Origin of the sequence: Pseudoalteromonas prydzensis (genome assembly GCF_011050055.1) — a bacterium.
GTDB lineage: Bacteria > Pseudomonadota > Gammaproteobacteria > Enterobacterales > Alteromonadaceae > Pseudoalteromonas > Pseudoalteromonas prydzensis_A.
The window spans coordinates 14449-28331 of the sequence record NZ_DRGM01000018.1 but is presented as its reverse complement, the minus strand read 5'-3'; the positions used below and the strand labels follow the sequence as shown (position 1 = coordinate 28331).

The 13883-nt window shown below is 44.3% G+C and carries 12 protein-coding genes; all 12 read right to left on the bottom strand.

The annotated features are described in order from the left end of the window. Window positions 1–88 precede the first annotated feature (88 nt). Genes ENH88_RS01460 through rsmH form a run of 12 tightly spaced genes read right to left on the bottom strand, consistent with a single transcriptional unit; the run spans window position 89 to window position 13865 of the window. Window positions 89–868 (bottom strand): cell division protein FtsQ/DivIB, encoded by a 780-nt coding sequence (locus tag ENH88_RS01460; RefSeq protein WP_304178716.1) that lies wholly within the window; start codon window positions 866–868, stop codon window positions 89–91. Window position 869: 1 nt separating this feature from the next. Further along, window positions 870–1790 (bottom strand): D-alanine--D-alanine ligase, encoded by a 921-nt coding sequence (locus tag ENH88_RS01455; protein WP_304178714.1) that lies wholly within the window; start codon window positions 1788–1790, stop codon window positions 870–872. Next, on the bottom strand, window positions 1787–3235 hold the full coding sequence (gene murC / locus ENH88_RS01450) for a UDP-N-acetylmuramate--L-alanine ligase (protein WP_304178711.1): 1449 nt from the start codon (window positions 3233–3235) through the stop codon (window positions 1787–1789). The genes ENH88_RS01455 and murC overlap by 4 nt, the downstream gene beginning before the upstream one ends. Then, complete coding sequence (gene murG / locus ENH88_RS01445; protein ID WP_304178710.1) at window positions 3236–4345, bottom strand: undecaprenyldiphospho-muramoylpentapeptide beta-N-acetylglucosaminyltransferase; 1110 nt, start codon at window positions 4343–4345, stop codon at window positions 3236–3238. Further along, window positions 4342–5517: a cell division protein FtsW gene (gene ftsW, locus ENH88_RS01440; RefSeq protein WP_304178708.1), complete on the bottom strand. Its 1176-nt coding sequence runs from the start codon at window positions 5515–5517 to the stop codon at window positions 4342–4344. The genes murG and ftsW overlap by 4 nt, the downstream gene beginning before the upstream one ends. Beyond that, the gene (murD, locus tag ENH88_RS01435; protein WP_304178706.1) at window positions 5514–6839 is read right to left on the bottom strand and encodes a UDP-N-acetylmuramoyl-L-alanine--D-glutamate ligase; all 1326 of its coding nucleotides are present in this window, start codon (window positions 6837–6839) and stop codon (window positions 5514–5516) included. Before murD ends, ftsW begins: the two co-directional genes overlap by 4 nt. Further along, window positions 6840–7922 carry a phospho-N-acetylmuramoyl-pentapeptide-transferase gene (gene mraY, locus ENH88_RS01430; RefSeq protein ID WP_304178705.1) on the bottom strand — a complete coding sequence of 361 codons (1083 nt, stop codon included), beginning with the start codon at window positions 7920–7922 and terminating at the stop codon, window positions 6840–6842. It lies immediately after the preceding gene. After that, entirely contained in the window at window positions 7916–9304 is a 1389-nt protein-coding gene (locus ENH88_RS01425) for a UDP-N-acetylmuramoyl-tripeptide--D-alanyl-D-alanine ligase (RefSeq protein ID WP_304178703.1), read from the bottom strand. The genes mraY and ENH88_RS01425 overlap by 7 nt, the downstream gene beginning before the upstream one ends. After that, entirely contained in the window at window positions 9301–10797 is a 1497-nt protein-coding gene (gene murE / locus ENH88_RS01420; RefSeq protein WP_304178720.1) for a UDP-N-acetylmuramoyl-L-alanyl-D-glutamate--2,6-diaminopimelate ligase, read from the bottom strand. Before murE ends, ENH88_RS01425 begins: the two co-directional genes overlap by 4 nt. Then, window positions 10790–12607, bottom strand: a complete 1818-nt coding sequence (locus ENH88_RS01415) for a penicillin-binding transpeptidase domain-containing protein (protein WP_304178700.1) — start codon at window positions 12605–12607, stop codon at window positions 10790–10792. The genes murE and ENH88_RS01415 overlap by 8 nt, the downstream gene beginning before the upstream one ends. Then, a complete protein-coding gene (ftsL, locus tag ENH88_RS01410) occupies window positions 12604–12930 on the bottom strand; it encodes a cell division protein FtsL (RefSeq protein ID WP_304178699.1) in 327 nt (108 codons plus the stop codon). The genes ENH88_RS01415 and ftsL overlap by 4 nt, the downstream gene beginning before the upstream one ends. Continuing rightward, the gene (gene rsmH / locus ENH88_RS01405; protein ID WP_304178697.1) at window positions 12927–13865 is read right to left on the bottom strand and encodes a 16S rRNA (cytosine(1402)-N(4))-methyltransferase RsmH; all 939 of its coding nucleotides are present in this window, start codon (window positions 13863–13865) and stop codon (window positions 12927–12929) included. Before rsmH ends, ftsL begins: the two co-directional genes overlap by 4 nt. Window positions 13866–13883: the final 18 nt, after the last annotated feature.

The window sequence follows — 13883 nt, the reverse complement described above, 5'->3', positions numbered from 1 at the left end:
TTATCTGCGGTGATTTCACCAACCGTGGCCACCACTTTTGAGGTGCCAACGTCTAATCCAATCACGAGGTTTCTTTCTGCTGACTTAGTCATGCCTTACTCTTATTTTGTAATTGCGCTTCTTCCAGGAGCTTCCAGCTCACCGCAAGGCCGGTATCATACCGTAAATCCACTACATCTACTTGTGCATCTGCACGTTTTTCCATCCGCGGGTAAACATCTATAAATCGTTGTACCCGTTTAGCTTTCTCTTTACGCCCTAATTTAAGGCGAATACCGTTATCAAGCCATAATTGCCATGAAAACCGTTCCGACAACGCCAAGCTGGTTAACTTTAAATTGTTCACTCTAAGCATGCCATCAAGCTGCTTAAAGGCAACCCATGCTTCAAACTCGCTGCCCTCTGGGCCATAGAGTTGTGGCAATTGCTCAGTGAGCTTGTCACTACTGGCTTCAAATACTTCACCGCTTTGGTTAAGCAATAAATCACTGTTCCAAATAGCCACCGCGTGGTGCTCAACCACATACACTTGCAATGTATCTGGCCACTGTTTACGCACTGATGCAGTTGCAACCCATGGCAAATCCTGCACTAGATACTGTATTTTTTTTACATCTAAAGCAAAAAAACTCGATAAGTCAGCTTTTTTGATCGCACCTATAATTGCTTTTTCATCGGTATATTTCGGTTTCCCCAATACCGCTAAATGCTTTATTTGTGCGTCTTTATTTTCCACCAACCACTGCCTAACGCCACTGGTGATCTGCACTAAGCTAAAAACCACAACTAGAAAAAAGCCCACCCCAAAAATCAGCGACCAATTTAGCTGCTGTTTTAATTGTTGCGCTTTTTCCAAAAAGGGATGCATATTAAAGCGTTTGCCCCAAAATGCGAACAACTAATTGTTCAAAGCTTGCACCATTTGCTTTCGCTGCCATTGGCACTAATGATTTTTCGGTCATGCCGGGTACGGTATTCACTTCTAGTAAGTAAAAGTTGCCATCAGCATCTTGCATTGCATCAACCCGCCCCCAACCGCTTGCCCCCACTAAAGCAAATGCTTGTAATGCCATTGTTTGCAACTTTTGCGTATCACTTGCTGATAAATCAGCAGGGCAATGGTATTGCGTGGTATTTGATTGATACTTAGCTTGGTAATCATAAAAACCATTCGGGGTGGTCATTTCAATGACTGGTTGTACATCGTCGCCTAAAATAGCCACGGTAAATTCACGGCCAGTTATCCATTGTTCTACTAAAACTTGGCTATCAAATTTAAATGCCGCGGCTAACGCAGCATCGAGCTCTTGTGCATTATTAGCTTGCGCCATACCGATGCTTGAGCCTTCATGTGACGGTTTAACCATCACTTTTTTCAGCTCATTCATTATCGCTGTAGCATCAAAACCATGTTTGTTATCAACAACCGCATACGGTGCCGTACTCAAACCGGCTGATTTAAATAAATGCTTACAGCGAATTTTATCCATCGCCAAAGCTGAGCCTAATACGTTACTGCCGGTATACGGTAAACCCATAAATTCAAGCGCACCTTGAATGGTGCCGTCTTCACCACCACGGCCATGCAAGGCAATAAAAACCCGCTCAATACCGAGTTCTTTCAATTGCCATAATGGCTGTTCTTTTGGATCAAACGCGATGGCATCAACACCTGCATTTTGTAATGCGTGCAATACGGCTTGGCCTGATTTTAGTGATACTTCGCGCTCTGCTGAGTTACCGCCAAGCAACACCGCCACTTTGCCAAATTGTGTGTTTAATTGCGTCATACCTTTACCTGCTTAAGTTTCTCAATCGATAGCGATGTCGCCGCGAGTGTTTTTACTAATTGACCAATATTACCAGCGCCTTGGGTTATAACTAAATCATTATCTTGTAATGTATCTGCTAAAACCCCAGCCAGCTCTGAGCTGCTGGCAACATGCAATGGCTCTTTACCGCGTTGACGTAAACTGCGACATAAGCTCTTACTGTCAGCGCCAACTATTGGCTCTTCACCAGCACTGTACACATCCAGTAGTAATAGCTGGTCAACATCAGCAAGTACTTTTACAAAGTCTTCATATAAATCGCGAGTACGGGTAAAACGGTGCGGCTGATAAATCATCACTAAGCGTTTATCAGGCCAACCTTGGCGAATTGCCGCTATTGTCGCTGCCACTTCTGAAGGATGGTGACCATAATCATCCACTAACATCACTTTGCCACGCTCGTTTTCAAAGTCGCCATAATGCTGAAAACGACGGCCGATACCTTCAAATTTTTGCAGTGCTGCTAAAATTGCATGGTCGGCAATTTGTTGATCTTTCGCCACAGCAATCGCTGCGGTGGCATTTAATGCATTATGTTTACCCGGCATATTTAAATGCACAGTTAGCTCATCGCCTTGCTTGTTACGCACTTTAAACTGACTGGTATTTGCTGTTTGGCGAAAGTCAGTCATGCGGTAATCGGCGTCGCTCGTTTCACCGTAAGTGATCACCGGTCGGCCAAAGCGTGGGATAAGTTCAGCCGCCACTTCTGAGTCAATACACACCACAGCTAGGCCATAAAACGGTAGGTTATGAATGAAGTCCACATAAGTGTCTTTCATTTTTTCTAAGCTACCGCCGTAGGTATCCATGTGATCTTCTTCAATATTGGTGATCACCGATACCATAGGTTGTAAATGTAAGAATGACGCGTCACTCTCATCAGCTTCGGCGATTAAAAAATCACTTTTACCCACCTTGGCATTACTGCCAGCGCTATTAAGTAAGCCACCAATAATAAAGGTTGGATCAAGCCCTGCTTGGGCATAAATACTGGCAATTAAACTGGTTGTTGTGGTTTTGCCATGGGTGCCTGCAATGGCAATACCGTGGCGAAAACGCATTAACTCTGCCAACATTTCTGCGCGCCGTACTACAGGGATGCGCGCAGCTTTTGCCGCAATGATCTCAGGATTCGTCTCATCAATCGCACTCGATACCACCACAACGCTGGCATCTTTTACATTACTTTGATGATGACCAATAAACACTTCCGCGCCAGCTTGGATCAAACGTTCGGTCATCGCACTGTGGGCAATATCAGAACCGGTAATACGGTATCCTTCAAAAGCCAGCACTTCGGCAATACCACCCATCCCTGCACCACCAATACCAATAAAATGAATGGTGTTAATACGGCGCATTGCCGGACGAGTACTTTTCTCTGTTGACGTTTCTTTCACTTAATAATCTCTTTTTTCTGTAACTTGCTGCGCAGACAGAGCAACACCGGCCGCATCCATACAATGCCATGCGACATTAGCGGTAGCCTCAAGTGTCGCCAACTGTTTTGCATTACTGGCAAGTTCACTAATTAATGCTGGTTTGGCTAAATACGGGCGTAATAGTTCAACAATACTCTGTTCGTTAAATTGCCCCTGCGGCATTAATAATGCCGCTTTGCCATCGACTAAAAATTTTGCATTGGCGGTTTGATGATCGTCCACGGCGTGAGGATACGGCACAAACACCGCCATCTTCCCCGCTGCGGCAATTTCACTGACAGTTAAAGCACCAGCACGGCAAACCACAATATCAGCCCAACTGTATGCGGTATCCATATCATCAATAAACTCTGCCACTTTCGCTTGTTCAACACTAAAACCTTGTTGTTGGTATGCAAGTGTTACCGAGCCAAGCTGCCCTTTCCCTGTTTGATGCCAAACATTAAGTTGAAAATCATCATTAAGCTGCTTAAATGCCGCTGGCAATGTTTGATTTAATACTTGTGCGCCCAACGACCCACCAACCACTAATATATTCACCGGAGTTGATGCTGCACGGGTTGCCACATTTGCAACACTGGCACGCACTGGATTACCAACAACGTCACTGCAACCCGCAGCAAATGCGTGTGGAAATGCTGCTAATACCTTATTCGCAAACTTAGCGAGGTATTTATTGCTCATACCTGCAACCGCATTTTGCTCATGGATCACCAGTGGAATACCTAAGCTTTTTGCAGCCATACCGGTTGGCCCTGTGACATACCCCCCCATCGCAAGGACAACATCAGGGCGTTGTTTTTTCAATACTTTACGCGCTTGTAAAATCGCATTTAAAACCATAAACGGTGCTTTCACTAACCGTACCAGGCCATTACCGCGCACCCCTTTAACATTGATAAAATCAATATCAATACCATGCTTAGGTACCACTTGGGCTTCCATTCGATCGGCCGTGCCAATCCAACTCACTTGCCAACCTTGCTGCTTTAAATGATCCGCCACTGCAATACCAGGGAAAATATGACCCCCCGTGCCACCAGCAACAACGACTAATTTTTTGCTCATCGCTTACCTCCGCGAGATGTTGCTTGTTTCGTGGCCATTTTGGTTTCAAAATCCACCCGCAATAAAATAGCTGCCGCTATGGTCATGATCAGTAGACTAGAGCCACCATAAGACACAAACGGTAGCGTTAGGCCTTTGGTTGGTAAAATACCGGCACTTGCGCCCACATTCACCATGGTTTGAAACGCAAACCAAATACCAATTGCGAATGCAAAATAGCCTTCATATTCTTTGCCGCACTTTAATGCTTGCTGACCAATTAATAAGGCTCTAAATACAAACGTACCAAACACCATTAAAATACTGACAATACCGATAAAGCCTAGCTCTTCACCTATAACCGCAAAAATAAAGTCATTATGGGCTTCAGGTAAATACTGTAATTTTTGCACGCTGTTACCTAGGCCTTGGCCAAACCAGCCACCTTGACTGTAGGCCATTAACGATTGTACTAGCTGATAGCCTTTACCAAATGGGTCATCCCATGGTTCTAAAAAGCCCACCACTCGCGCCATCCGATACGGTTCAATAATGATCAATAAAACCACCAGACCAACGCCCGTTAAGATCAATACAAAAAACTGCCACAATTTCGCACCAGCTAAAAATAATAACCCCACGGTGGTTACAAACATCACCACCACAGTGCCTAAATCGGGCTGCAATAAAATTAATGCCGCGTACACTGCAAATACCGCTATTGGCTTGGCGAAACCTTTAATGTTTTCTTGTACTTCTTCACGTTTACGTACCAAATAACCGGCGATATAACTGAAGAAATATAATTTAGCCGCTTCGGCAACTTGAAAACCCACCGGACCTACTGGGATCCAACGTTTGGCGCCGTTCACTTCACGGCCAACAATAAGCACAAGAATCAGCAGCACCATGCCAAGCAGCAATAAATAAGGGTTGGAGCGCTTCCACCAGGTCATAGGCACACAGCAGGTGAGCCAAAACAGCACAAAGCCCATCGCCAAAAACATACTGTGGCGGATAATAATGTGATACGGATTATCAAACAGGCGATCTGCAGTTGGCATCGAGGCACTGGTCACCATCACAAATCCCAAACCAATTAGCATGACCACGCAATACAGCAAAGGTACATCGTATAACTGTGCTGACGGCTTAGGAGTCAAAGTGTCACGAATATCAGCAAACGCAATCATATTGCCTCCGCTAACACACATTGGCTAAAGTGATCGCCACGTTGCATGTAATTGTTATACATATCGATGCTGGCACAAGCGGGAGCAAGTAAGACAATATCCCCCGCTGTGGCAAGTTGCTTGGCAAGCACAACGGCTTGTTCCATGTTATTGGTTAAATGACCTTTGTCAGTCAACGCCACTAAGGCTTTGGCATCTTTACCAAAACAAATTAACGCTTTAACTTGTTGCTGCAAGTACGGTTTTAAACTATCAAGATCCGCGCCCTTGGCGTCTCCTCCAGCAATAACAACCAGTTGTTTAGCTTGATCTGCCAAGCTTGCTATCGCCGCGATAGTCGCCCCCACATTGGTGGCTTTAGAATCATTAAAATATTTAACGCCCGCTTGCTCGGCAACAAACTGACAGCGATGAGGCAAACCAGTAAATTGGCCAAACGCCTGCGCAAATTGCGCTGGAGTAATATTAAACGGGCTTAGTAAGGCCATAACCGCCAATGCATTGAGCTGATTGTGACGACCTACCACAGCTAAGCTGCTCACTGGTAACAGCGCTGTACTTTGATAACTAAAGTACTCAGCACCTTGGTGTGTTATTAAACTATAATCACCATTCTCTATACCAAAGCTCAACTGTGGCATTACTTGGGTATGCGTTGCCGCATCATTGCTATTGACCACCGCCAGCGCCGCATTAGCATAAATCGTTTGCTTTGACTCTATGTAGGCCTGATAGCTGACATACCGATCTAAATGATCTTCTGAGACATTCAATACTGTAGCGCTGATCGGTTTTAAGCTACGTGTGGTATCAAGCTGAAAGCTTGATAGCTCTAATACATAAACATCAAAATCATCGCTTAATAAGTCCAGTGCCGCAGTGCCAATATTACCACCTAGGCCCACTTTATAACCGGCGCTTTTGAGTACTTGATAGGCTAACGTCACCACGGTTGATTTACCGTTAGAGCCAGTGACAGCAACTACAGGTTTATCTGTTAAGCGGGCAAATAACTCAATATCACCAATTACTTCCACGCCAGCTTGCATTGCTTGTGCAACTGCAGGCAGGGTCAAACTTAAACCAGGGCTGATGATGATCATATCAACACTATCAAGCTTTGCTGTCGCTAAATCGCCAAAATGAGTAGTTAAATTTGGCGCATGTTGTTGTAACCAATCACAACCCGGTGGCGATTGGCGGCTATCAACTACCTTCGGTGTTAAACCTTGAGATAATAAAAAACGCACAATGCCCAGACCGGTTACACCGAGTCCGAGCACTGTCACTTGTTTATTTTTTATCTCGTTTAAATACGTCATTTACCTGATCTTTAATGTCACGAGGCCAGCAAGTACTAGCACAATAGAAATAATCCAAAACCGCACAATCACACGAGGCTCTGGCCAACCTTTTAATTCATAGTGATGATGGATCGGCGCCATTCTAAAAATCCGTTGGCCGCGCAATTTATAAGAGCCAACTTGTAAAATCACCGATAGCGCTTCCATTACAAACACGCCGCCCATGATAATTAGTATCAATTCTTGGCGCACCAATACTGCAATAATTCCCAGCGCACCACCTAGTGCCAGTGAGCCTACATCGCCCATAAATACTTGCGCTGGATAAGTGTTAAACCATAAAAAGCCTAAACCAGCACCAACAATGGCAGTGCATACCACAACGAGTTCGCTAGCCAATGGTAAATGTGGAATATGCAAATAAGCAGAGAAATTCACGTTACCCGTTAAGTAAGCAATAATAGCCAGTGCCACAGCCACCAAAATAGTCGGCACGATGGCTAAACCATCAAGGCCATCAGTTAAGTTAACTGCATTTGATGTACCCACAATCACAAAGTAAGTCATTACTATGTAGAACAAGCCTAATTGCGGTAACACATCTTTAAAAAATGGTACAACTAGCGAGGTTTCATTAGCGTGGTTAGCGGTAAAAAATAATGCACATGCCACCACTAGCGCGATCACTGATTGCCAAAAATACTTCCACTTTGCGATAAGTCCTTTAGGATCTTTACGGATCACCTTACGGTAGTCATCAACAAAGCCAACAATTCCCAATGAGCCAATCACAAACAAGGTAGCCCACACATATTTATTAGCTAAATCAGCCCACAGCAAAGTGCTAGTAAAAATAGACGCTAAAATTAATAAGCCCCCCATGGTTGGGGTGCCTTTTTTCGATAAATGAGATTCCGGTCCATCGTTACGAACCACTTGGCCAATTTGCATTCTTTGCAACGCGCGGATCAATTTGGGGCCAAAATATAAAGAAATTAATAATGCCGTTAAAATGCCAAATACTGCGCGCACCGTTAGGTACGAAAATACATTAAAGGCACTGTAATATTGAGTTAGATATTCTGCCAGCCAAACTAACATTGAGATACTCCATTGCGGCCAATTTGCTGGCTGTTAACTAAATCTTGTACTAATAATTCCATGCGAGAACTGCGTGATCCCTTCACGACGATAGTGGTTTTTTGTGATTGTTCACTGAGTTTTAATTGTAATTGTTGCAGTAACTCTTCTCGGTTTGCAAAGTGCAGGTTAGGTTTCGCAAATTTATCACTGGCGTATTTGCTTAATGTGCCTAGGCTGTACAGTTCATCGACACCTTGCTGTTTAGCGTATTCACCTACTTGCTGATGATAAATATGTGCATCTTCACCAAGCTCAGCCATATCGCCTAACGCTAAAATACGTTGCCCTGATATATCGCTAAGTAAATCAATAGCCGCTTTGACTGATTGCACGTTGGCATTATAGGTGTCGTCAATCACAGTTAGCATATCGTTGACTTGAATAATATTTACTCGCCCTTTCACTTCAGCCATGGTTGCAAGTGCTTTAGCTATCGCTTCAAGCGACACGCCAAACTCACTGGTAAGTGCCGCTGCAATCAGTGCATTGGTGACATTATGACGCCCTGGTAGTGCTAGTGTTACTGGCACGCGTTGTTGCGCAGTACAAAAGAAGAAAGAAGCATGCGCTTGTGCATCTAAGCTGATATCTTCAGCCCAAATATCCAGTTGTGCGGTACTTGACAAGCATTTGACTTTACGTCCTGCAAGCTTGCTAAGCCAACCACCACTAAATTCACTGTCACAGTTAACAACCGCAGTACCGTGCTCTTTTAAACCATCGTAGATTTCACTTTTAGCGGTTGCCACGCCTTCAAGCGAACCAAAGCCTTCAATATGCGCTGCTGCAACATTACATACCACAGCCACATCAGGTTTGGTCATGGCCGCGGTATAGGCAATCTCACCGAGGTGATTCGCACCGAGTTCAATAACTGCATATTTGTGCTGTGGCTCAAGGCGTAACAAAGTCAATGGCACGCCAATATCGTTATTAAAGTTGCCATTGGTTGCAAGTACATCGCCATGAGCGGCTAAAATTGCGGCGCACATTTCTTTTACGGTGGTTTTACCTACACTACCGGTGATCGCGATGGTTTGCGGGGCGACAGCAGCCATTACCGCAGCGCCAATTTCGCCTAACGCAATACGCGTATCAGTTACTAAAAACTGTGGTATATCAACGGCAACTTTATGACTCACGATAGCGGCTATCGCGCCTTTGTCTTTCGCTTGTTGTAAAAATTGATGACCATCAAAATTAGGGCCTTGTAGCGCTAAAAACACCTCACCCTCACAGACTGTGCGAGTGTCGGTGTTGATATTTTTGACTGTTTGATTATCGCCTTGATAATCGGTTGCTAGCACATTCGCCAGCCAAGCAAAATCCATAGGGATCATAACTGCGATCCTCTTATTGCTTGTTCTTGTCGATCTAGCTTTTGCAAGTGCTGCTGCACAAACTTTCGGTCGCAAAAATCAATTCGTTGTGTGCCGATGATTTGATAATCTTCATGGCCTTTACCTGCAATTAAAACAACGTCTTGGGCGTTTGCATTATCAATAGCAAATGCAATAGCGGCGGCACGATCGACCTCTAAGTGAGCACGTCCTGGTTGACTTAAACCAGCGGTAACATCTTGGATGATTTGCCACGGATCTTCACTGCGCGGATTATCACTGGTGACAATTAGCTGATCTGCATATTGCTCAGCCGCTTTTGCCATCATAGGACGCTTGCCTTTATCACGGTCACCACCACAACCAAATACACAACTTACGCCGCCTGGCACATGCTGTTGTAATGCTTGCAGTGCTAATGCTAAGGCATCGGGTGTATGGGCATAATCAACAATACAGGTTGGTTTGTTTGGCGCACTAAAAGCCTGCATACGACCCGCAACAGGTTGCAAGCTTGCACAGCCGGCTGCTAGTTTATCAAGCGGATAGCCCATGCCCAGTAAAGTGGCCATTGCGGCAGCTAAATTATATAAATTAAATTCACCAAACAACGGACAAGTGATGGCAATATCACCCCAACTTGTCGTTAACTGTGCCGATATACCGGTTTTATGATAATTAACATCGGTAAAATAAACAAACCGCGCATCTTTAGGGACTAGTGTTTTTCGACCATAACAAACTAAGTTATTAAAATCGTATTGCTCTAGCCATTGCTGAACTTGATGATCGTCTTGATTTAGTACCACCAGCTGCGCGTCAAAATCACGCATTAACATTAGTTTAGCGTCAGCATAACTGGCCATATCACCGTGATAATCTAAATGATCCCGCGATAAATTAGTAAACACCGCGGCTTTAAAATGCGTATTGGCAACACGCTGTTGCACAAGTCCGTGGGATGACACTTCCATCGCCACTAAGTTATTATTTTGCTCTGCCAATTGCGCTAATATTCTTTGCAGCTCAACACACGACGGTGTGGTGTTAATTAATTCTGTTAAATTATCTGGCTGCCCATACCCTAAGGTGCCAATGATGGCCGATGGGGTGTCACAAAACGTCGCTAAATGAGCAATCATTGCGGTGGTGGTTGACTTACCATTCGTGCCGGTAACACCTATCACATCTAAATGCTTACTCGGTTGCTGATAAAAATGACTCGCTAATGCGGGTAACTTTTTATCTAAGTCAGTAATTAAATACAGAGGATCAAAATCAGCTTCAAACTCACATAAACGGTCGGCAATCACTGCCACCGCACCATTATTAATAGCTTGCTGGATAAAGTGTCCACCATCTAACTGGTGACCCTTAATAGCCACAAACACGTCCCCTGGGGTGACATCGCGACTATCTAAACGCAAATGCTTTACTAACAAGCTTGAAGCTGCCACTTCTATTTTTTGTAAAATTATTTTTAAATCACGCATCATCATCTATGCCCTTCACGTAGGCAACCGAGCCTTTATCGGGTGCCACGTTTAATATTCTTAAAGCGTTAGAGATAATTTCTGCAAATGCAGGGCCTGCTGTTGCACCGCCATAATATACATCTCCACCGGGCTCATTGATCATTACCACCACAGCTAAACGTGGGTTACTGGCGGGCGCTAAACCTGCAAAATAACCAACATATTCGTCACCATAACCGCCTACTGCCGCTTTTTTAGAGGTGCCTGTTTTACCTGCTGCGCGATAACCATCGACTTTAATACGATTGGCAGTACCGCCTTCTTCAAATACGCTTTCCATCATATGTACAACGGCTTCAACGTCTTGTTGTTGAAATATTCGCTCACCTTCGGGAATAGCATCTTGTTTTAATACGGTCAGTGGTCGGTTCACACCACCAGCACCTAGCATGGCGTAAAAGCGCGCCATTTGTGCTGTACTCACCGCTATATTGTAACCAAATGACAATGCTGCAATTTCATGATCAGACCAACGTCGATTGGGATAAAACAAACCGCTGCTTTCCCCTACCATACCGGTGCCTGTATCTGAACCAAAACCAACTTTTTGGAATAAACCAACAAAGTAATCCTTCGGTACTGTTTGACTAATTTTTGTCACCCCCATATTACTGGAGTACTTTAAAATCTCTCGCAGCGTCATTTCACCGTGGTTACGCGTATCTTGTACTAAACTACCGCCTAATCGCATCCAACCTGGATAAGTATCAACTTTATCGTCAGGCTGAATTGAGCCGTAGTCTAAGCCAGCTAAAATGGCTAGAGGCTTAACGGTTGAGCCTGGTTCGAACAAATCAGTGATTGCGCGGTTACGGCGCTTATGCGGCGCAGCATCATTTAAATTATTTGGATTAAAAGATGGGCTGTTAACCATAGCTAACACTTCACCGGTTTTTACATCCACTACCATCGCAGATCCAGAGGTTGCTTTATAGGTAAGTACCGCTGATTTAACGGCTTTATAAGCGATTGCTTGAATTCGTTGGTCGATACTTAGTTGGATATTTTCAGGCTCGATGCGTTCACGCTCATCAAGTACTTCAACTTCACGGCCTTGCGCATCTTTACGAATGGTACGACGCCCTTCTACACCGGTTAATGCGTTTTCGTACAGCTTTTCTATGCCTTCAATCCCTTTACCATCAATGTTGGTAAAACCAAGCACATGTGCAGTTACTTCACCAGCAGGATAATAGCGTTTTGATTCATCTAATAAATGAATACCAGGCAGGCGTAAATCACCAATGTAATTGGCAACGGCTGGGGTTACTTGACGCTTTAAATACACAAAACGGCGGCTGGCATCATCACGCAAACGGCCATTTATTTTTTTCGGCTCGATACGTAATACATCGGCAAGTTCGCGCCAACGTAGGTCATTTTTATAATATTCGCTAATGCGTTGTTCAAGCAGTGCTGTATTTTCAGCTAACGCTTTATCGTCTTCGCCGTTTTTGCGTGCTTGCCTAAGCACTTTAGTACGCAGTGACTTATGCAATGCTTTAGGATCGGCATACACGCTTACCACAGGTACACTCACAGCAAGCTCTTTGCCATGGCGGTCAAAAATCATCCCACGTTGCACATGCAGTTTTTCAACTCGCACGGTACGTTTGTTACTTTCTGAGCGTGCTTTATCAGGCTCGATAACTTGTAAATAGGCGGCACGTGAAACCAAAGTTACAAAAACCAACAGCACCACAGAGCACACCAGCATAAAACGCCATGTGATCAAACTATTGACTGGTTTTTTTCCTCTGCTTCTCATGGCAGTACTATCACCTGTTCATCTTGGCTGGTAGGCCGTTTCATCTCAAGTTGCATGGTGGCAATTTCTTCAATGCGCGCATGCTGCGAATAAAATTCTTCTTCAACGAGTAAATAACGCCACTCTAAATCCAGTTCATCTCGCTGTTGTAACAACTGATCTTGCTCAATCAGCTCTTGACGAGCAAAGTGGGTAACCTGCACCACACTTAAACTTGACGCAAATATCACAACCAACAAGGCCGAGGTTAGCTTATTTGCTCCTAGGCCTTTGAGTATTTCTACAAATAAATTGGGTTGTCGATGATTCGCTTTTGGCTTCATCCCAATCTCTGCGCCACCCTAAGTACTGAGCTACGTGAACGTGGATTACGCTCAATTTCAGCTTGACTTGGCTTAGTAGCTTTACCCACTGCTTTTAACGTCAGATTTTGATTTATTTGTGCATCAGTTAAAGGCAGACCTCTGGGTAATGCCGCTCCCTTACTCTGTTTTTTAATAAACTGTTTAACAATACGATCTTCAAGTGAGTGAAACGAAATAACCACTAAACGGCCACCGGGCTTTAAAACCGCCAATGCAGCTTGTAATGCGGTTTGGATTTCTTCCAATTCACTGTTGATATAAATACGGATAGCTTGGAAAGTACGCGTCGCAGGATGCTTAAACTTATCCTTTACAGGCACAGCTTCATCAACTAAATCAGCAAGTTGCTTAGTTGTTGTGATCGGAGTGTGGGCGCGAACTTCTAATACCTTATGAGCAATACGACGACCAAATTTTTCTTCACCGTAAGTTTTGATCACGTGAACAATGTCTTCAAGCTCGGCTTCAGCTAACCACTGTGCAGCGCTACGACCACTGGTTGGATCCATGCGCATATCAAGTGGGCCGTCTTTCATAAAACTAAAACCACGTTCGGCATCATCTAATTGCGGGGATGACACACCGATATCTAATAAAATACCATCTACTTTTCCTAACAGATCGTTTTGCTCTGCCACTTCGTATAGATTGGAAAAGCGCGTATGGGCAATGGCAAAACGACTATCATCGGCAAACTTTTCGGCAGACTTGATCGCTTGTGGATCTTGATCAATCGCTTGTAATCGACCATGTTCACCAAGGCGCGCCAAAATTTGCCCAGAATGTCCGCCACGGCCAAATGTACCATCCATGTAAATGCCGTCAGGCTTAATTGCTAGCGCATCGATGGTTTCGTCCATTAGTACGGAAATGTGTTCAAATTGCGCTGTCATTAGCTATTATTTGCCTTT

Excerpts from the sequence above, each read along its gene's own strand:
- murG (WP_304178710.1), bottom strand. The coding sequence starts at position 4,345 with ATGAGCAAAAAATTAGTCGTTGTTGCTGGTGGCACGGGGGGTCATATT.
- ftsL (WP_304178699.1), bottom strand. The coding sequence starts at position 12,930 with ATGAAGCCAAAAGCGAATCATCGACAACCCAATTTATTTGTAGAAATA.
- ENH88_RS01460 (WP_304178716.1), bottom strand. The coding sequence starts at position 868 with ATGCATCCCTTTTTGGAAAAAGCGCAACAATTAAAACAGCAGCTAAAT.
- mraY (WP_304178705.1), bottom strand. The coding sequence starts at position 7,922 with ATGTTAGTTTGGCTGGCAGAATATCTAACTCAATATTACAGTGCCTTT.
- murE (WP_304178720.1), bottom strand. The coding sequence starts at position 10,797 with ATGCGTGATTTAAAAATAATTTTACAAAAAATAGAAGTGGCAGCTTCA.
- rsmH (WP_304178697.1), bottom strand. The coding sequence starts at position 13,865 with ATGACAGCGCAATTTGAACACATTTCCGTACTAATGGACGAAACCATC.
- ENH88_RS01455 (WP_304178714.1), bottom strand. The coding sequence starts at position 1,790 with ATGACGCAATTAAACACACAATTTGGCAAAGTGGCGGTGTTGCTTGGC.
- ENH88_RS01415 (WP_304178700.1), bottom strand. The coding sequence starts at position 12,607 with ATGAGAAGCAGAGGAAAAAAACCAGTCAATAGTTTGATCACATGGCGT.
- ENH88_RS01425 (WP_304178703.1), bottom strand. The coding sequence starts at position 9,304 with ATGATCCCTATGGATTTTGCTTGGCTGGCGAATGTGCTAGCAACCGAT.
- murD (WP_304178706.1), bottom strand. The coding sequence starts at position 6,839 with ATGACGTATTTAAACGAGATAAAAAATAAACAAGTGACAGTGCTCGGA.
- ftsW (WP_304178708.1), bottom strand. The coding sequence starts at position 5,517 with ATGATTGCGTTTGCTGATATTCGTGACACTTTGACTCCTAAGCCGTCA.